A 19,189-nucleotide genomic window follows, 5' to 3' on the forward strand; every position below is an offset into this window, starting at 1 on the left:
GGCCGCCGCCGGTCCAGCCGTGCGCCACAGAGGTGGCGGCCGGGCGGGCCATGCGTAGCCGCCGCATGACAGCGTGATAGCAAAACCCCTTTCCCTTTTCTCCCTCCTCTCCCTACCCGCCATCGTGACGGCGCTTTGGCTCGCCCTGGCCAGCACGTCCGCGCTGGCGGCACCCGCTGCCGCATCGGACGCTAGCGGCCCACGCGCGCCTGCCAAGGCGGGCAAGCGCGCGGCCTCGGCGCCGACGCCAACCTCCCGGGCCGTTCAGCAAGCCACCACCGCGCCGCAGGTCAACCATGACCAATACGCACTGCGCCCCGAGCGCGACGTGCAGCCGCGCAGCAGCTTTGGCCTGCGGATGAAACCCGGCTGGCCGCAGCAGGACGATTCCGCCGGGCCCGGGCGTTAGCCAGCCAGCTCGGCATGCTGCCGGGCATACCGGCGGCAGTGCCTTTGCGGTACGCTCTGTGGGTTCCGTAGTCCGACCCGCAGTCCGACCCTTACACCGCAAGGAGCTCAGATGTCCACCAGCCCGTCCGGCTTTGCGTGCGCCCCGGCCGCAGCCCGCGCCACCGTCCATCACCTGCGCGCCTCGCGCATCCGCGAGGTGGCCAATGCTGGCATCGGCCTGCCCGACGTGCTGCCCTTCTGGTTCGGCGAATCCGACCAGGTCACGCCCGCCTTTATCCGCGACGCCGCCAGCCGGGCACTGGCCGGCGGGGCGACGTTCTACACGCACAACCTGGGCATCGCCCCGCTGCGCAGCGCGCTGGCCGACTACGTCAGCGCACTGCATGGCGCCACCGCCCTGGACAATGTGGTGGTGACCAGCGCCGGCGTCAACGCGCTGATGCTGGCTGCCCAACTGGTGGCCGGGCCCGGCGACCGCGCGGTTGCCGTCACGCCGCTGTGGCCCAACCTGGTGGAAATCCCCAAGATCCTTGGCGCCGAAGTGGAAACCGTCTCGCTCGATTACGGCACGCACGGCTGGACCCTGGATCTGGACAAGCTGCTGGCCGCGCTGACGCCTGATACGCGCTTGCTGATGATCAACTCGCCGAACAACCCTACCGGCTGGGTGATGTCGCGCGCGGACCAGCAAGCGGTGCTCGCGCACTGCCGGCGCCATGGCATCTGGATCATTGCCGATGAAGTGTACGAACGGCTGTATTACGGCGAAGGCGATGGCGCCATCGCGCCGTCGTTCCTGGATATCGCCAGCCGCGACGAGCGGGTGATCTGCGTCAACTCGTTCTCCAAGGCCTGGTTGATGACTGGCTGGCGGCTGGGCTGGATGGTGCTGCCCGCGGCGCTTACCGACGACCTGGGCAAGCTGGTTGAGTACAACACATCGTGCGCGCCGTCCTTCGTGCAGGAAGCCGGCATTGTGGCGGTGCGGGAGGGCGAGGCCTTTACCCGTGAACTGGTCGGCAGGCTGCGCGCGGCGCGCGATCACCTGGTGGGTGCGTTGGCTGTGGTGCCGGGCGTGGATGTGCATGCGCCCGAGGGCGCCATGTATGTGTTCTTCCGGCTGGCCGGCGCCAGCGACAGCCTGGCGCTGTGCAAGCAGCTGGTGCGCGAGGCACGGCTCGGGCTGGCGCCGGGGAGCGCGTTCGGGGACGAGGGGGAGGGCTTTGTGCGGTGGTGCTATGCGTGTGATCCGGCGAGGCTGGATGAGGGTGTGCGACGGTTGCGCGGGTTTCTGGGGCGTTGAGCGCCGCGCCGCTCGCGGTGCGCTCGGGCTGGCGTGCGCCATCTTCATGTCGAGACGGCACCGCTAGCACTAGCACTAGCACTTCACTGCGCAGCGGCCGCCTCTGCCTGCCACCAGCCGCCCCCCAGCGCCTGCAGCAGCGCCGCGGAATCGGTAAAGCGGCTGGCGGTAGCCTGCGACAGCGAAAGCGCGGCCTGCCGGTACTGCCGCTCGGCATCGAGCACCGCAAGCTGGCTGACGCCGCCGAGACGATACTGGCCGGTCACGATCGATAGCGTATCGGCGGCCTGCTTCGCACTGTCGGCGCGCGCCTGCAAGGTGTTGGCATCGGCCTCCAGCGCGCGCAGCGAATCCGCGACTTCACGCAGGCCCTGCAGCACCGTTTGCTGGTAGGCCGCGAGCGATTGCGCGTAGGCCGCTTGCGCCGCGCGCTTGCGCGCCACCAGCTCGCCGCCCCGGAACACCGGCTGCGCCAGCCCCGCGGCCAGCGACCACACGTTGAGGCTGCCAAACAGATCGCGCGCGGAGAGCGCCTGCGTGCCGGCGCTGCCGGACAGCGTGAGCTGCGGGTAGAGCTGCGCGGTGGCCACGCCGATATTGGCTGACGCCTGGTGCAGCAGCGCCTCGGCCGCGCGGATATCCGGGCGCCGCCTCGCCATGGCGGAGGGCAGGCTTACCGGAAGCGTGGCGGGCAAGGTGAGATCCTCCAGCCGGAACTCGGGCAGCTGGGCGCTCGCGGGCGCCTGTCCCAGGTACACGGCAAGCTGATGCCGCGTGGCCGCAAGCTGCTGCACCAGGCCCGGCAGCAAGGCCTGGCTCTGCGCCAGTTCATTGCGCTGGCGCTGCGCGTCCACCTGCGCCACGCCGCCTGCGCGCAAGCGTTGCTCGGTGATGGCGAGCTGGCGCTGCTGCGCCGCCACGATGGCCTCGGTGTCGGCAATCTGCGCGCGCAAGCCAGCCTCGCGGATGGCGGCCGTGGCCACGTTGCCGGCCAGCGTCAGGCGTGCGGCTTCCAGCTCGAAGCGTTGGTAGTCCACCGCCGCGCGCAGGCCTTCCAGCTCGCGGCGCTGGCCGCCGAACAGGTCGAGCGTGTAGGAGATTTCCACGCTGGCGCCGTACAGCGTGAACGGCCCGGGACTGGGAAAGGCGGTGATGCCGAGCGAGTTGAAGTCGACCTGCTGGCGCGTGGTGTTGAGCTTGGCGTCCACCCGCGGCAGCAGGCGCGCGCCCGTGGTGGCCACCAGTTCCTGGCGCGCCTGTTCGATGCGGGCCTGTGCTTGCGCCAGCGTTGGGCTGGCATCCAGCGCCGCGCGGATGGTGCGGTCCAGCGCGGGGCTGCGGAACAGCGTCCACCATTGCGCCGGCACGTCGGCGCCGCTCTCCAGCGTTTGCGCCTGGCCGTGCGGTGCGTCGGCGGCGCTGGTGCGCGTTGGCTGCGTGCCCTCGGTATAGGACGGCGCGGCGGGCGCGGCCGGCTCGGTGAAGTCCGGGCCCACCGCGCATGCCGAAAGCATGGCAGCCGCCAGTACGGCGAGGACCGTGCGGGATGTGGATTTACCGTGTGGCGAGGCTTGCATGGCAGGCTCCTCAATCCAGCGTGCGGCGATAAAAACGCACTGCAATGGTCATGACGACGACCGTGAACAGGGCCATCGGCCACACGTTCGGCCATAGCTCGGTCCAGCTGTTGCCCTTGAGCAGGATCCCGCGGATCAGGCGGTTGAAGTAGGTCATCGGCAGCACGTTGCCAATGGCCTGCGCCCAGCGCGGCATCCCCTGGAAGGGAAACATGAACCCCGACAGCAGCAGGTTCGGCAGGAAGTAAAAGAACGTCAGCTGCACCGCTTGCAACTGGTTTTGCGCAAGCGACGACAGTGTGATGCCCACGGTCAGGTTGGCGGCGATAAACAGCAGCGCCGCCAGGTAGACCGCGACCACCGAGCCGACAAAGGGCACGCCGAAGACCCAGCGCGCGGCCAGCAGGATGATGGTGGACTGGATCAGGCCGATGAAGATGTAGGGCACGATCTTGCCGCTGATCACCTCCAGCGGCCTGACCGGCGTGGCAAGCAGGTTTTCCATGGTGCCGCGCTCGCGTTCGCGGGTCATTGCCAGGCCCGTCATCATGACCATGGTCATGGTCAGGATCACGCCCATCAATCCGGGAATGATGTTGTACTGCGTGAGTCCCTCCGGGTTATAAAGCCGCTGCACCTGCACGTCGAAGGGCGGCTTGCCGCCCGCCAGATGCGCCAGCGCGCCCTGCAGGTCCTTGTCCGCGACCGAGAACGGCAGCTGCGACAGCGCGGCGATGGCCGAGCCGGTGGCGGACGGGTCGGTGGCATCGGCCTCCACCAGCAGCGCCGGGCGTTCGCCGCGCAGCAGCCGGCTGGTGAAGTCGGGCGGGATGCTGAGCACGAACTGCACCTCGCCCTTCATCAGCGCCTCGCGCCCGGCGGCTTCGTCGGGCAGGGTGCCGACCACGTTGAAGTAGGTGGTTGCCTGCATGCCGGCCACGAAGGAGCGGGTGAACTCGCTCTGGTCCGCGGCGATGACCGCAGTGGTGAGGTGGCGCGGATCGGTGTTGATGGCGAAGCCGAACAGCATCAGCTGCACGATGGGCAGGCCGACGATCATGCCGAAGGTAACGCGGTCCCGCCGCAGTTGCAGGAACTCCTTGAGCACGATGCTCCACCAGCGCTGAAAGGAGAGCGGGAAGCGTGCGCGGTTGGTTGCCTTGGCCGGTTCGCCTGCGTCGCGCGTCATGCCCGGGCCTCCTTGCCGTCCTGCCCGGTTTTTTGCATTTCCTTGCCCGCGCGCATATTGTCCTCAGCGCCGCTCATCATGTGGATGAAGACGTCTTCCAGGCTGGTCTCGATCGGTTCGATCCGGTGCTGCGGGCCGGCAATGCGGCGCAGCGTGGCCTCCAGCGCGGGCGCATCGTGCCCGGTGATGTGCAGCGCGCTGCCGAACACCACGGTCTGCTCCACGCCCGGCGCACCCTTGAGCTGATCCGACAACGTGGAAAGCTGCTCGCCCTGCACGCTCCAGGTGACGAGCTTCTGGCTGGCCACCACTTCGCTTGCCGTGCCCTGCGCCAGCAGCTTGCCGTAGGCGATATAGGCGAGCTTGTGGCAACGCTCGGCTTCATCCATGTAGTGCGTGCTGACCAGCACCGAGATGCCGCGCGCGGCTAGCTGGTGCAGTTGCTCCCAGAAATCGCGGCGCGCCTTCGGGTCGACCCCGGCGGTGGGCTCGTCCAGCAGCAACAGTTCCGGTTCATGTAGCAGGCAGGCGGCCAGCGCCAGGCGCTGCTTCCAGCCGCCCGAGAGCGCGCCGGCCAGTTGCTGTGCGCGGCTGGCCAGGCCGAGGTGCTCGAGCGCCTGGTCCACCACCTCGCGCCGGCGCGGCATGCCATACACGCGCGCCACGAAATCCAGGTTCTCGCGGATGGAGAGATCGTCCCAGTAGGAGAACTTCTGCGTCATGTACCCCACGCGCCGCTTGATCTCGGCGGTCTCGCGCAGGATGTCGTAGCCCAGGCAGGTGCCGGTGCCCGAGTCCGGCGTCAGCAGCCCGCACATCATGCGGATGGACGTGGTCTTGCCGCTGCCGTTGGGGCCGAGGAAGCCAAAGATCTCGCCGCGCGCGACTTGCATCGTCAGGTTGTTGACGACGTGCTTGTCACCGTAGTGCTTGTTGATGCCGTGCACGTCGATGGCCAGGGCGCTGGCTTTGCCGGGCCCGCCGTCCAGGGGAGCAACGGTCGCGTTCATGGCCTTGCCACCTCGACCGGCTGGCCCGGATGGAGCTTCGGCGCGTCGGCCGGTGCGGGCCGCGCTTCCACCAGGAACACCAGCTTGTTGCGCGTTTCATTGCTGTAGATCACTGGCGGCGTGTACTCGGCCTGGCTGGAGATGTAGGTGACAATGGCCGCAATGGGCGCGGCGCAGCCATCGCAGCGCACGCGCACGGCCTCGCCGTTCTTGAACGCGCCGAGCACGGCCTGCGGCACGTAGAAGCGCACCTTGACGTTGCCCGGTGGCAGCAGCCGCACCACCGGGCTGCCGGCTGGCACCCAGTCGCCAAGGCGGAAGGGCGTGTCGTAGACCAGGCCGGCCTGGGTCGCGCTCACGGTCTTGCGCGACAGCTTCCACTCGGCCTGCGCCAGCGCGGCGCGCGCGGCGGCCACCTGGGCTTGCTGGGCCGCCTGCTGCGCGGTGCGTCCCGGCAGCCGGGCCACGTCGATATCGCGCTGCAGCTCGCGCACGCGGGCGGCGTCGGAGGCGGCGGTGGCGAGGCTCTCTTCCAGCTGCGCCAGCGCGATCCCGCCGATGGCGTACTGGGCTTCGTCGCGCTTGCGTTGCGCGGCGCTGCGCAACGAGGCGGCTTGCGCCTGCGCCAGCTGGGCTCGGCTCACGTCGACTTCCGGCACGCGCTTGCCGGTCTGCAGGTCGGCAAGCTGGGACTCGGCCACACGCACTTGTTCCGCCGCTTGCTGCCGGGCCGCGCGCTCGTCGTCGGCCTCCAGCGCGAACAGCGGCGCGCCACCTGCCACCTGCTGCCCGCGCTGGACGGAGATCTGGTCCAGCCGGCCGGCAAAGGGGGAGGCCACGCTGACGAATTCGCCCTCCACATAGCCTTGCCAGGAGGGTGGTGCAGGCTCGCCACAGGCAGATAGCAGCGCCGCGCCGATCAGGGCGGCCGATGGCCAGCCCGCACGCAGGTTCGGGACAGGGCGGGAGGAATGAGGCTGAGCGTGGCGAGGCATGCGGGCTCCGTGACGGGCAGGCTGGGTTCAGGCGGGCGGCGGCGTGACCGGCCCGGGCCGCGGTATCGGCGCGATCGGCGCGATCGGCGGTACCCCCAGGCCGTGCGCCAGCAGCGCGCTCACGTGGCGCACCAGCGCCTCGCTGTCGATGGTGCCGGCGCCGGGCAGGCGGCGCCAGATATGGGTGGTGGCCAGCGGCAGCAGCGTCAGGCCGATCAGCGACACCATCAGCAGCGCGGGCTCCAGGCTGGCGTTGATCTCGCCGCGCGCGCGCGCCGCCGCCAGCGGGCCGATCACCAGGCCGGCGCGCTGCAGCGCGATCTTCTGCAGCACGCGCTGATGCAGCTGGCCGTCCGCGCCAACGATCTCGCGGATCCACAGCCCGGGAAACCATGGCGTGGCGGCGGCGGTGCGGATCAGCCGCCCGGCGATGCCCACCAGCATGGCTGCTGCGTCCGCGCTGTCGGCGGCGGCCGGCGCGAACACCTGTTCCACCAGCGGCTGCAGGCGCTCGTCGACCACCGCGTCAAGCAACTGGTCGCGATCGCGGAAGTAGTAGTGCACGAGCGCCGGGGTGACGCCAGCATGGATAGCGATGGTCTTGATCGGCGTGGCGGCAACGCCGCGCTGGGCGAACAGCTCGGTGGCGGCGTCGAGCAATTGCCCGCGCTGGCCCGCGCTGCCCCCATGCCCGGCGGCAGGCCGGCCCGGACGGCGGCTTGGGGGCGGGGTGGCAGTAGCAGGCGGCATGGCGGCTCCTGAATCTGCAGATAATATTAATTCATGAATTAATTAATTCAAGGCCAATTACAGCGTGGTGTTTCAGCCACTTGCCTTCTCGCTATGTTGCGTCGCAGCAATGCAAGGTAGACATGTCATAAACGCTTGGCTATGCTTCGTCCGCCCCCCAGCCGGGCTTGCCCATTCATGTGCCTGCTGCTGTTCCCCGGATTTTTTTCATGCCGCTTTGTCGCTTCCACGCCGCCCCAGCGCGGCTACGCCTGTTCTTTGCCACTCGCCTGGCGGGTGTGGCCTTGTCGCTGGCCGGCCTTGCCGGCATGGCGGCCATGCCCGCACAGGCGCAGGAAAAAGCCGGGACAAGCAGCGACGCACCCGCGCAGGCCGATGCCCCCGAGGACTACGCCTTCCATGGCCAGACCACCTATATCTGGCAGCGCAAGCCGTCCTTCGGCGCGGCCTACTCCGGCGCCAACAGCCTGACGGCGGACCGCGCCAAGAGCTACTCGTTCAGCACCACGCTCGATCTTGGCTTGCGACTGTGGCGCGGTGCGGAGTTCCACTTCAACCCGGAGGTGACGCAGGGCGTGCCGTTTTCCGAGCTGCACGGCCTGGGCGGGCTGAGCAACGGCGAGCTGGCCAAGGTCTCCAGCACCAATCCGGTGTTCTACCGGGCGCGCGCGTTTGTCCGCCAGACCTGGGGGCTGGGCGGCGGCAGCGAACAGCTGGACGCCGATTTCAACCAGCTGGCCGGCAGCGTCGACAAGCGCCGCGTGGTGCTGACCGCCGGCAACTTCGGCGTGCTCGATGTGTTCGACCAGAACGAGTACGGTTCCGACCCGCGCACCCAGTTCATGAACTGGTCGTTCATGGCGCACGGCTCCTTCGATTACCCGGCCGATGCGCGCGGCTACAACTGGGGCGTAGCGCTCGAGTACATCGGCGACATGTGGTCGGTGCGGCTTGGCCGCTTCCTGCAACCGCTGGAGTCCAACGGGCTGGAGCTCGATACGCGGATGTTCCAGCACTATGGCGACATCCTCGAGTTCGAGAAGCGCTACAACCTGGCCGGCCAGCCCGGCGTGGCGCGCCTGCTGCTCTGGCGCAACAAGGCGCGCATGGGCGCGTTCAGCGATGCGGTGCAACTCGGCGCCGCCACTGGCGCCGCGCCGGACGTGGCCAATGTGCGCGAGGAGCACGCCAAGATCGGCGCGGGATTGTCGCTGATGCAACGGGTCAACGAATCGCTCGGCGTGTTCGCGCGCGCCAATATGTCGGACGACAAGACCGAGACCTACGCCTTTACGGAAATCGGCCGCCAGGTCGCCATCGGCGGCGTGCTCAACGGCAATGCGTGGGGCCGGCCGCGCGATGTGGTTGGGTTGGCGATGTCGGTGAATATGCTGGGGTCGCGGCACCAGGCTTACCTGGCCGCCGGCGGGCAGGGCGCCTTTCTTGGCGATGGCGCGTTGCGCTATGGTCCTGAGCAAGTCGTTGAGCTGTTCTATAGCTTCCAGCCGGTCAAGTACCTGAGCATCAGCCCGGATTTCCAGTACATCCGCAATCCTGGCTACAACCGCGACCGCGGCCCGGCGATGTTCTACGGCGTGCGCCTTCACGCGGAGTTCTGAGTCCCGGGCGCTGCGCCTTGCCGGTGGTTCAGTCGCCCAGCGCGCTCAACAATGCCCTGAGCTGTTTCGCCTTGGCGGGCCCAAGGCTGCGCACGATGCCGTCCTCATGCTGCTGCACCAGCCGATTGAGCCGCTTGGACAGCGCCAGTCCATCGTCGGTGGCGTAAAGCAGCACGCGGCGGTTGTCGTGCAGGTCGGGGCTGCGCATGGCCAGGCCATGGCCGATCATGCGGTCAACCAGCTTGGTCAGGGTGGGCGGATGCATCGCCAGCGCCTGGGCCACCTCGCCCATGGCGTGCCCTTGCTCGTCAGCCAGCACCCGCAGTACTTTCCAATGTTCGACCTGTACGCCTTCCGCCGCCAGCGCCTGTTCCAGTCGGGCGTGGACGGCGATGTGGGCGCGTGACAGGAGTTGGGCTAGGTAGCTGTCGAAATCGCTCATGGGGCAGGCCTGCGTGAAACACTGCGTTAGTATACGGGAAAAATACGGGAAAACTTTCCCAGGAAAGCTTTCTGGCCTTGTCCTCGCTTGCTATTCTTGCGGATCGAGGCGCGCTGACAAGACGCGGCGTTGCCGCCCCGCCCGGCAAGGAGACGAAGCCATGCAATGGAAGCCACTGCAGCCCAGTTGCGCCCCGGCGTCGGACGACCCGGCTTTGACCTGCCTGGTCGATGCGCCGCCGGCTGGCTACGGCGCGCGCCGCGCCGATTGCCTGAACGTCGGCCTGCTAGTGCCGGTGCGGGGCGCCGCAGGGATCTGGGGCCCGTCGGCACGCGCCTGCGCGCAGCTCGCGGCGGAAGAACTGAACCGGCAGGGCGGCATACGCGGGCGGGAGATCTGCCTCCAGGTGTTCAACGCCGTTGACGAGTGCCGCGATATCCCCGACTTGCTCGGCGGCCTGGTGCGCGAGGGCGAAATCGACGCTGTGGTCGGCATGCATACCAGCGCGGTGCGCTCACGCGTGCGCGCCGCCACGAGGGGGCGGATTCCGTTTGTCTATACGCCGCTCTACGAAGGTGGCGAATGCGCGCCCGGTGTCTACGCGATCGGCGAAACACCGGATCAGCAACTCTTGCCCGCGCTGGCGGCGATGTATCGCCAGTACCGCGCGCGCCGCTGGGTGTTCGTCGGCAATGACTGCGTCTGGCCGCGTGCCTCGCACGGGCTGGCCAGCGGCGCACTGAGGGCGCTGGGCGGGGAAGTGCTGGCCGATCGCTATATGGAACACGGTTGCGCGTCCTATCGCAAGGTCCTGCAGGAGATCGAGATGCTGCGGCCAGATGCGGTCCTGCTTTCGCTGATCGGGCAGGATGCCGTGCGTTTTAACCGCGAGTTCGGCGCATCGGGCCTGCAGCGGCGTGTGCGCCGGCTGTCGTGCGCCATCGAGGAAAACGGCTTGCTTGCCATCGGGGCCGCCAATACCGAGGGGTTGTTCGCGGCCGCCGGCTATTTCGCCGCCCTGCCCAACGAGGCCAACATGGCCTTCAAGGAACGCTATCACGGCCGCTTTGGCGAACGGGCACCGGTGTTGAATGCGCTGGGGCAGTCCGTCTACGATGGCGTGCACTTCCTGGCGGCGCTGGCTTCTGCGCCGCAGCGTGCGCGGCGCAGCGCGCCGCTGGTGTTCCGCAGCGTGCGCGGACTGTCCTGGCGCGGCAATGCACGGGTGCAGCAACCGGTTTTTCTTGCCGAGGCCAACGGCCACTTTTTCAACGTCGTCAGGCAACTCTGAGTCCACGGCCGTGTCGCCATGGTTTTCCCTAGCCGTCAAATATTTCCCTTGGAAATTATTTCTTTGGAAAATAATATGACGGCTGCCCCAGGATTGCGGGCCATTCTTCTCATGCCTTTCCCACCTTGCACAGGAGTACGCCATGACCGTGAAGCGCCCCACCCAGGCCCAGATGCGCGAGCTGATCGCCAGCCTGCACATGACGATGAGCGAGGCCGAATGCGCCGAGTACCTCGCCTTGATGGAAGGCAGCATCCAGGCCTACGACCGCGTCGACGAACTGCCTGACTTCCTGCCCGAGCCGAAGTACCCGCGCAGCGCGGGCTACCAGCCACCACCCCAGGAAAACCGCCTCAATGCCTGGTACGTCAAGACCGAAGTGAAGGGGGCCGCCGGCGGCGCGCTGGCAGGGCGCTCGATCGTGCTCAAGGACAATATCTGTCTGGCCGGGGTGCCGATGATGAACGGCTCATCGACGCTGCAAGGCTACGTCCCCGATATCGACGCCACCGTGGTGACGCGCATCCTCGACGCCGGCGGCACCATCGTCGGCAAGGCGCATTGCGAGTGCTTCTGTCTGTCCGGCGGCAGCCATACCAACGCCACCGGCCCCGTGCACAACCCCTATCGGATGGGCTATATCGCGGGTGGGTCGTCCTCCGGTTGCGGCGCACTGGTCGGGGCGGGCGAGGTGGAAATGGCGATCGGCGGCGACCAGGGCGGCTCGATCCGCATTCCCGCCGCGTTTTCCGGCTGCTATGGCATGAAGCCCACGCATGGGCTGGTTCCCTATACCGGCATCATGCCGATCGAATCCACCATCGACCACACGGGCCCGATGACCCGCACCGTGGCTGACAACGCCTTGCTGCTGGAGGTGATCGCCGGTCCCGATGGCCTGGACCCGCGCCAGTACGCGCCGAGGGTCGAGCGCTATACCGAGGCGCTCGGCAGGGGCGTGGCGGGCTTGCGCATCGGCGTGGTGCGCGAAGGATTCGGCCTGGCCAACAGCGAGGCTGATGTCGATGCCAAGGTACGCGAGGGCGCCCAGCGCCTGGCGCGGCTTGGCGCGGTGGTGGAGGAAGTCAGCATTCCCATGCATCTGGACGGCGCCGCCATCTGGACGCCGATCGCGCTGGAAGGCTTGCAGGCGCAGATGATGCATGGCAACGGCATGGGCTTCAACTGGAAGGGCCTTTACACTACAAGCCTGCTGGAGCGCCATGCGGGCTGGCGTGAGCAGGCGGACCAGCTTTCCCCTTCGCTCAAGCTGTCGATGTTCGTCGGCGAGTTCTTCATGCAGCAGTATGGCGGGCGTTTCTATGCCAAGGCGCAGAACCTCGCGCGTCAGCTGTGCCAGGCTTATGACGACACCTTGCAGCGCTATGACTTGCTGCTGATGCCGACCTTGCCTTTGAAGGCGCAGCCGATTCCCGCGCCCGGTGCGCCGCTGGCCGAAGTGATCCAGCGCGCCTTCGAGATGGTGGTCAATACGGCGCCGTTCGACGCCACCGGCCATCCGGCCATGAGTGTGCCCTGCGGGCTGGGCAACGGGCTGCCGATCGGCTTGATGCTGGTGGGCAAGCATTGGGATGAGGCGACCATCTACCGTGCCGCGCATGCCTTCGAGCAATCGGGAGACTGGCACAAGTTCTGATGGCGTAAAAAAGCCCGGCGCACACGCCGGGCCTTCTCTCTTCTCTGCTGGCTGCAAGGCCTACGGCATCACTGCCGTGCGTTGCGCCGGTTGTCCGGCCACGGCGTGTTGAAGTTGGTGCGGAACGGATTGATATCCAGCCCGCCGCGCCGCGTATAGCGCGCATAAACCGCCAGCTTCACCGGCTTGCACTGCCGCATCACGTCGGTAAAGATCCGCTCCACGCATTGCTCGTGGAACTCGTTGTGGTTGCGAAACGAGATCAGGTACTTGAGCAGTCCTTCCTGGTTGATCGGCGCGCCCACGTAGCGGATCTGCACGCTGCCCCAGTCCGGCTGGCCGGTTACCAGGCAGTTCGACTTGAGCAGGTGCGAGACCAGCGTTTCTTCCACCGGCGATTCGTCCTGGGCGGCATGCAGCAAGTGCGGCGCCGGCTCGTAGATGTCAGTTTCGATGTCGAGCCGGTCCAGCTGCACGCCGTCCAGCTCGGCCATCTTCTGCGTGCCGAGATCAGCCTCGGTTACCAGGCGCACCTGCACCGTGCCGCCGGTGGCCTCGGACAGGTCGTGGTGCAGCAGCTGCTGCAACGCCTCGGGCGAGGCGATCTTGCTCTGGTTGAACGAATTCAGGTAGAGCTTGAACGACTTGGACTCGACGATGTTGGGCGTGTCGGCCGGAATGATGAAGCTGGCCAGCGCCACCTGCGGCTTGCCCTTCATGTTCAGCCACGACAGCTCGTACGCGTTCCAGATGTCCACGCCGAAGAACGGCAGCGCGCGGCCTTGCGCCAGCCCGATCTCCGTGCGCTTGGGCTGGCGCGGGATCGGGAACAGCAACGTCGGGTCGTACTCGGTCTTGTAGGCCGAGGGTTTGCCTAGCGGCGATTGTTCGGGAAGGCTCATGGTTGCCTCGGATGATCAGGACAGGAACAGCTTGTACACGGGATTTTCGGTCTCTTCCCAGTGTACATAGCCCAGCGTGGCGAGGAAGGCGCGGAAGGCGCGCTTCTCGTTCTTGGGCACCTGGATGCCAACCAGGATGTTGGAGGTGTCGCCGCCCTGGTTGCGGTAGTGGAACAGGCTGATATTCCAGTTCGGGCTCATGCTCGACAGGAAGCGCATCAGCGCGCCCGGCCGCTCGGGAAACTCGAATCGGTACAGCAGTTCGTCATGCGCCAGCGGCGAGTGCCCGCCCACCATGTAGCGGATGTGCTGCTTGGCCAGTTCATCGTTGGACAGGTCCAGCGTATCGAAGCCGTGGCGGCGGAATCCGGCGGCGATCTTCTCGTTCTCCGCGCGGCTCGCAATCTGCACGCCGACGAAGATATGCGCCATGCTCTTGTCGGCGATGCGGTAGTTGAACTCGGTCACATTGCGCGTGCCGAGCTGCTCGCAGAAGCGCTTGAAGCTGCCGCGTTCCTCGGGGATGCTGACCGCGAAGACCGCCTCGCGCGCCTCGCCCACCTCGGCGCGCTCCGCCACGAAGCGCAGGCGGTCGAAGTTCATGTTCGCGCCGCAGGCAATGGCCACCAGGTGCTGGCCCTTGAGCTTCTCGCGCTCGGCGTAGAGCTTCAGGCCGGCCACGGCCATGGCACCGGCCGGCTCCAGGATGCTGCGGGTATCCTGGAACACGTCCTTGAGCCCGGCGCAGATGGCGTCGGTGTCCACCAGGATGATCTCGTCGACCAGCTCGCGCGTGATGCGGAAGGTTTCCTTGCCGACCAGCTTCACGGCGGTGCCGTCCGAGAACAGGCCCACTTCCTTGAGCTCCACGCGCTTGCCCGCGTCCACCGAGCGCTTCATCGCGTCGGAGTCCACGGTCTGCACGCCGATCACCTTGATCTCCGGGCGCACGGCCTTGATGTAGGACGCAATGCCGGAGATCAGCCCGCCACCGCCGATCGCCACGAACACCGCATGCAGCGGGCCCGGGTGCTGGCGCAGGATCTCCATGGCGATGGTGCCTTGGCCGGCGATGACTTCGGGATCGTCGAAGGGGTGGATGAAGGTCAGCTTGTGCTTTTTCTCCAGCACCGCGGCATGGTTGTAGGCGTCGCTGTACGAGTCGCCGTGCAGCACGATTTCCACCCACTCGCCGCCGCGCTCGCGTACCGCGTCGATCTTCACCTGCGGGGTGGTGACCGGCATCGCGATCAGCGCCTTGCACTTCAGGCGCGCGGCCGACAGCGCCACGCCCTGCGCGTGATTGCCGGCCGAGGCGGCGATCACGCCGCGCTTGAGCTCTTCCGGCGACAGCGAGGCCATCTTGTTGTACGCGCCGCGCAGCTTGAACGAAAACACCGGCTGGGTGTCCTCGCGCTTGAACCACACCTTGTTGCCGGTGCGCGTGGAGAGCAGGTTTGCATAGGTGAGATCGGTCTCCTGGGCCACGTCGTACACCTTGGCGGTCAGGATCTTTCTCAGGTAATCGGGTTTGCGGGTCATCGTGGACAGCCGGGGCGGGGATTGGCGGAAACCGGTAATGATAATGGATGGCGGGGGGGCGGCGATGGCTGCACCCCTGTGCAAGCGGCCGCGAAGGGCAGGCAAGCTCACCTTCGTGCGCGAGGCGCGTTGCGCACTGCAGCGGTGCAGGCACCGCCGTGGCGCGCCGAAGGGGCGTTTGTGCAGCTTGTAGGACGAAGCCCGGTGGACGCTGCCGGAACACTCGTGATACGGTGTAACGCAATGCCTTCCCTACCTCTTATCGAACCGAACACCGCGCTGTTCCTGGATTTCGACGGTACGCTGGCCGACCTTGCGCCGCGTCCTGACCTCGTGCAGGTCGAACCGGAACTGGTGGGGACGCTGCGCGCCCTGCATCTGCATCTGGGCGGCGCGCTAGCCCTGGTTTCCGGCCGGCCGATTGCCGAGCTGGATCATTTCCTGCATCCGCTGCAACTGCCGTGCGCCGGCGTGCATGGCGCGGAGCTGCGCGACGCGGGCGGCCACCGCCTGCGCCAGCCTGACCCCGGCGTGCCGCTGCTGCTCCCGCCGCTCGAAGCGCTGGTTGGCGCGCATCCCGGCTTGCAGCTCGAGCGCAAGTCGGTTGCGGTCGCGGTGCATTACCGCGCCGTTCCCCACCTCGAAGGCATGGTGCGCCACTTCGCGGCCGAACTCGCCAGCGGCGTGCCGGGCATCGAAGTCCTGCACGGCAAGATGGTGGTGGAGCTCAAGCCGGCAGGCATCGACAAGGGCGGCGCCATCGATGCCTTTATGCGCAGCCCGCCATTTGCGCGGCGCACGCCGCTGTTTGCCGGCGACGATATTACCGACGAGGCTGGCTTTGCCGTGGTGCGCCGCCTTGGCGGCATCGGCTTGCTGGTTGGCGCGCGCCCCAGCGCCGCCACCGCCAGCGTGACCGGCCCGGCCGCGCTGCGCTGCTGGCTGCATCGCTCCGCCAAGGCACTCGAAGTCATGGCCGCCGCGCAGGGCACGCAGGTTTCCGGAGCTACATCCACAACGACGTCTTGAGGGGGATTCGCTGTGAGCAACCCATCCACCGAGGATAATCCGGCGCGTGCCGGAGGTGCCGGCCGCTACGCCGATCCTTCGCTATCGCTGGGCATGATCGGCAACTGCGCGATCTCCGCGCTGGTCGACGGGCGCGGGCGCATTGTGTGGTGCTGCCTGCCGCGCTTTGACGGCGACCCGGTCTTCAACGCCCTGCTCGATCCGGGCGAGAACGCTGGCCACTTTGCCATCGAAATCGAGGACTTCCAGGAAGCGCACCAGTGGTACGAGCCCAATACGGCCGTGCTGCGGACCCGGCTGACCGACCAGCATGGCAACAGTCTTGAGATCACCGATTTTGCACCGCGTTTTTTCCGCATCGGACGTTACTTCCGCCCCACCTCGCTGATTCGCCGCATCCGCCCGATACAGGGCGCGCCGCGTGTGCGCGTGACGTTGGCGCCGCGTTTCGACTGGGGGCGCATCAAGCCCGAGATCACGCGCGGCAGCAGCCACGTGCGCTATATCGGCGACGGCACCACGCTGCGCATGACCACCGACGCGCCGCTGACCTACGTGCTGTCGCACACGCCTTTCCTGCTCACGCGCGACCTCAACTTCATCCTCGGGCCGGACGAAACCCTGCAAGGCGGCGTGGAGGAAATCGCACGCGACTTCGAGCAGGAAACCACGGCTTACTGGAAGATGTGGAGCCGCCGCCTCGCGGTGCCGCGCGAGTGGCAGGACGCGGTGATCCGCGCCGCCATTACGCTCAAGCTGTCGCTGTATGAAGAGACGGGCGCCATCGTCGCGGCCATGACCACCAGCATTCCCGAGGCGCCCGGCAGCGGGCGCAACTGGGATTACCGCTTCTGCTGGCTGCGCGATGCTTTCTTCGTGATCCGCGCGCTCAACAGCTTGTCCGAGGTCGGCACCATGGAGGACTACCTGCGCTGGTTGTCCAACGTGGTGATGCAATCCAAGAATGGCCATATCCAGCCGCTGTATGGCATCGGGCTGGAGCTCGAATTGCCGGAGAGCATGCTCGATCATTTGTCCGGCTACCGTGGCATGGGTCCGGTGCGCGTGGGCAACCAGGCACAGGAGCACTTCCAGCATGATGTCTACGGCAACGTGGTGCTGGGTGCGGCCCAGGCTTTCCACGACCATCGCCTGCTGCACCGCGGCGGGGCGGCCGAGTACCACGTGCTGGAAACCGTGGGCGAGCAGGCGGTACGCGTGTTCGGCACGCCCGATGCGGGCATGTGGGAGCTGCGCACGCGCGCGCGGGTGCATACCTCGTCCGCGCTGATGAGCTGGGCCGCCTGCGACCGCCTCGCCAAGATCGGCGATGCGCTGCAATTGCCCGATCGCGCGGCTTACTGGCGCCAGCATGCCGACGGCATGAAGGTGCGCATCGTGCGCGAGTCCTGGAGCGAGGAACGACAGGCGTTCGCCGAGAGCTTCGGCGGGCGCGAGCTCGATGCCAGCGTGTTGCTGATGGCCGAGGTCGGCTTTATCGAGCCCAGGGATGAACGTTTCATGTCCACGCTCAAGGCCATGGAAGCGTCACTTTGCGACGGGCCTTATATGCGCCGCTACGAGGCCCCGGACGACTTCGGCAAGCCCGAGACCGCCTTCAACATCTGCACCTTCTGGCGTATCGATGCGCTCGCGCGCGTGGGGCGCCGGGAGGAAGCGCGCGAGATCTTCGAGGCCATGCTGGCGGCGCGCAATCCGCTTGGCCTGCTGTCCGAGGATACGCACCCCGTGACCGGCGAGATGTGGGGCAATTTTCCGCAGACCTACTCGATGGTGGGCCTGATCAACGGCGCCACGCGCCTGTCCGCGCCGTGGGATTCCGTGATCTGAAGGCGCGCGCGGCAAGGCCAGCGCAAAGGAATGTATGGGCAGACTAGTAGCGGTATCCAACCGCGTGGCCGATCCGCGCAATCTTGCCGCGGGCGGCCTCGCCGTGGCACTGGGCGAAGCGCTCAAGGCTACCGGCGGCATGTGGTTCGGCTGGAGTGGCAAGATTGTGGAGGCCGCGCAGGGTGGCACGCCGGGCGAGGGAGAGCTGCATATCCAGCAAGCCGGCAATGTCACGCTGGCTACGGTCGACCTGTGCCGCGAGGACCACGACGCGTACTACCAAGGCTACAGCAATGGCGTGCTGTGGCCGGTGTTCCACTATCGCATCGACCTGGCGGATTTCGACTCCGGTTATCTCAACATCTACCGCCGCGTCAACCAGCTCTTTGCACGCAAGCTTGCCCCGCTGCTGCGCCCGGACGATGTGATCTGGATCCACGACTACCACCTGATCCCGCTTGCGTCGGAGCTGCGCGCCATGGGCTGCGGCCAGCGCATGGGTTTTTTCCTGCATATCCCGCTGCCCCCGCCGCTGATCCTTGCCGCCATCCCACAGCACGAATGGCTGATGCGGGCGCTGTTCGCCTATGACCTGGTTGGCTTCCAGAGCCAGCTCGATCTCGAGCATTTCTCGCGCTACGTGCAAAGCGAAGCGCAGGCCGAGCCCATGGGCGAGTATCGCTTCCGGGCTTTCCACCGCACCGTGCGCGCGCAGGCGTTTCCGATCGGCATCGACGTCGACGAATTCGCCGCGCTGGGCCAGTGCGAGGAATCGCGCGAGACGTACGAGATGATGCGCGGCCAGTATTCGAGCCGCCGTCTTCTGCTTGGCATCGACCGGCTCGATTACTCCAAGGGGCTGCCGCAGCGGCTCAAGGCGGTCAGGACGCTGATGGCGCAGTATCCGGAGAACCGCCGCAGCGCCACGCTGATCCAGATTGCCGCGCCATCGCGCGAAACGGTAGATGCCTACGCGGATCTGCGGCGCGAGCTGGAAGGGTTGTCGGGGGCGATCAATGGCGAGTATGGCGAGCTGGACTGGATGCCGGTGCGCTATATCCACCGCACCACGGCACGGCGCCGTTTGCCGGGCCTTTGCCGCGCTTGCCGCGTGGCGCTGGTGACGCCGTTGCGCGATGGGATGAACCTGGTCGCGAAGGAGTTTGTTGCCGCGCAGGATCCGGACGATCCCGGGGTCCTGGTGCTATCGCGGTTTGCTGGTGCTGCCGAGCAGTTGCGCGAGGCGTTGCTGGTGAATCCATACGATATCAATGCTACCGCGCAGGCGATTCAGCAGGCCTTGCATATGCCGCTGGCGGAGCGGCAGTCCCGGCATCAGAAGYTGCTGGAGCGGATTCGGGCGCAGGATGTGCATTGGTGGAGGAGGGAGTATTTGAGGACTTTGGCGGAGACGGATGGGGGGTAAGGGGGTAGGGGGTATTGGGGTGTTTGCTGGCGGTGTTGGTTTTTGGACCCAAGGGCCGTACGACATCTGCCTGCGGGGTTGGTCGCTGTTTGTTTCATCGGCGTTGGTTTTTGCACCCAAGGGCCATACGACATCCCCCTGCGGGGGCTGCCGGTCACTTTTCTTTGACCGGCAAAGAAAACTAACGAAAAGAAA

General features: G+C 66.9%; 16 protein-coding genes. 8 read left to right on the forward strand and 8 right to left on the reverse strand.

What is annotated here, in order from left to right:
- Positions 1–124 precede the first annotated feature (124 nt).
- Both AC1DQR_RS05440 and AC1DQR_RS05445 read left to right on the forward strand, forming a co-directional pair.
- The gene (locus AC1DQR_RS05440) at positions 125–409 is read left to right on the forward strand and encodes a hypothetical protein (RefSeq protein ID WP_416047546.1); all 285 of its coding nucleotides are present in this window, start codon (positions 125–127) and stop codon (positions 407–409) included.
- Between the two features lie 111 nt (positions 410–520).
- Positions 521–1,714: a pyridoxal phosphate-dependent aminotransferase gene (locus tag AC1DQR_RS05445; protein WP_416047547.1), complete on the forward strand. Its 1,194-nt coding sequence runs from the start codon at positions 521–523 to the stop codon at positions 1,712–1,714.
- An 83-nt stretch (positions 1,715–1,797) separates the two neighbouring features.
- On the opposite strand, the gene AC1DQR_RS05450 is transcribed toward AC1DQR_RS05445, so the two are convergent.
- Genes AC1DQR_RS05450 through AC1DQR_RS05470 form a run of 5 tightly spaced genes read right to left on the reverse strand, consistent with a single transcriptional unit; the run spans position 1,798 to position 7,235 of the window.
- Positions 1,798–3,291, reverse strand: a complete 1,494-nt coding sequence (locus AC1DQR_RS05450; RefSeq protein WP_477132650.1) for an efflux transporter outer membrane subunit — start codon at positions 3,289–3,291, stop codon at positions 1,798–1,800.
- A 10-nt stretch (positions 3,292–3,301) separates the two neighbouring features.
- Positions 3,302–4,480, reverse strand: coding sequence for an ABC transporter permease (locus tag AC1DQR_RS05455; RefSeq protein ID WP_477132651.1), 1,179 nt, complete (start codon positions 4,478–4,480; stop codon positions 3,302–3,304).
- Positions 4,477–5,490 (reverse strand): ABC transporter ATP-binding protein, encoded by a 1,014-nt coding sequence (locus tag AC1DQR_RS05460; protein WP_416047550.1) that lies wholly within the window; start codon positions 5,488–5,490, stop codon positions 4,477–4,479. The genes AC1DQR_RS05455 and AC1DQR_RS05460 overlap by 4 nt, the downstream gene beginning before the upstream one ends.
- Positions 5,487–6,485, reverse strand: a complete 999-nt coding sequence (locus AC1DQR_RS05465) for an HlyD family secretion protein (protein WP_416047551.1) — start codon at positions 6,483–6,485, stop codon at positions 5,487–5,489. The genes AC1DQR_RS05460 and AC1DQR_RS05465 overlap by 4 nt, the downstream gene beginning before the upstream one ends.
- A gap of 27 nt (positions 6,486–6,512) precedes the next feature.
- A complete protein-coding gene (locus tag AC1DQR_RS05470; RefSeq protein ID WP_416047552.1) occupies positions 6,513–7,235 on the reverse strand; it encodes a TetR/AcrR family transcriptional regulator in 723 nt (240 codons plus the stop codon).
- 209 nt (positions 7,236–7,444) lie between these two features.
- Here AC1DQR_RS05470 and AC1DQR_RS05475 point away from each other — a divergent pair, with 209 nt between their 5' ends.
- A complete protein-coding gene (locus tag AC1DQR_RS05475; protein ID WP_416047553.1) occupies positions 7,445–8,854 on the forward strand; it encodes a carbohydrate porin in 1,410 nt (469 codons plus the stop codon).
- 28 nt (positions 8,855–8,882) lie between these two features.
- On the opposite strand, the gene AC1DQR_RS05480 is transcribed toward AC1DQR_RS05475, so the two are convergent.
- The gene (locus AC1DQR_RS05480; protein WP_477132652.1) at positions 8,883–9,296 is read right to left on the reverse strand and encodes a MarR family winged helix-turn-helix transcriptional regulator; all 414 of its coding nucleotides are present in this window, start codon (positions 9,294–9,296) and stop codon (positions 8,883–8,885) included.
- A 160-nt stretch (positions 9,297–9,456) separates the two neighbouring features.
- On the opposite strand from AC1DQR_RS05480, the gene AC1DQR_RS05485 reads away from it, so the two are divergent.
- Together AC1DQR_RS05485 and AC1DQR_RS05490 are read left to right on the forward strand one after the other, a co-directional pair.
- A complete protein-coding gene (locus tag AC1DQR_RS05485; RefSeq protein WP_477132653.1) occupies positions 9,457–10,587 on the forward strand; it encodes a substrate-binding domain-containing protein in 1,131 nt (376 codons plus the stop codon).
- A 142-nt stretch (positions 10,588–10,729) separates the two neighbouring features.
- Positions 10,730–12,244, forward strand: a complete 1,515-nt coding sequence (locus tag AC1DQR_RS05490; protein ID WP_416047556.1) for an amidase — start codon at positions 10,730–10,732, stop codon at positions 12,242–12,244.
- A 68-nt stretch (positions 12,245–12,312) separates the two neighbouring features.
- On the opposite strand, the gene queF is transcribed toward AC1DQR_RS05490, so the two are convergent.
- Entirely contained in the window at positions 12,313–13,146 is an 834-nt protein-coding gene (gene queF / locus AC1DQR_RS05495; protein WP_043343529.1) for an NADPH-dependent 7-cyano-7-deazaguanine reductase QueF, read from the reverse strand.
- Between the two features lie 15 nt (positions 13,147–13,161).
- Entirely contained in the window at positions 13,162–14,688 is a 1,527-nt protein-coding gene (ilvA, locus tag AC1DQR_RS05500) for a threonine ammonia-lyase, biosynthetic (protein WP_416047557.1), read from the reverse strand.
- Positions 14,689–14,931: 243 nt separating this feature from the next.
- On the opposite strand from ilvA, the gene otsB reads away from it, so the two are divergent.
- From otsB to AC1DQR_RS05515, 3 genes are read left to right on the forward strand one after another with little or no spacing between them, the layout of a single operon-like run.
- Positions 14,932–15,717 (forward strand): trehalose-phosphatase, encoded by a 786-nt coding sequence (gene otsB, locus AC1DQR_RS05505; protein ID WP_416047558.1) that lies wholly within the window; start codon positions 14,932–14,934, stop codon positions 15,715–15,717.
- Between the two features lie 12 nt (positions 15,718–15,729).
- On the forward strand, positions 15,730–17,568 hold the full coding sequence (locus AC1DQR_RS05510) for a glycoside hydrolase family 15 protein (protein ID WP_416047559.1): 1,839 nt from the start codon (positions 15,730–15,732) through the stop codon (positions 17,566–17,568).
- A gap of 34 nt (positions 17,569–17,602) precedes the next feature.
- The gene (locus AC1DQR_RS05515; protein ID WP_174425597.1) at positions 17,603–18,994 is read left to right on the forward strand and encodes an alpha,alpha-trehalose-phosphate synthase (UDP-forming); all 1,392 of its coding nucleotides are present in this window, start codon (positions 17,603–17,605) and stop codon (positions 18,992–18,994) included.
- The last annotated feature ends 195 nt before the right edge of the window (positions 18,995–19,189 follow it).

Source organism: Cupriavidus sp. 05L411, from assembly GCF_056398045.1.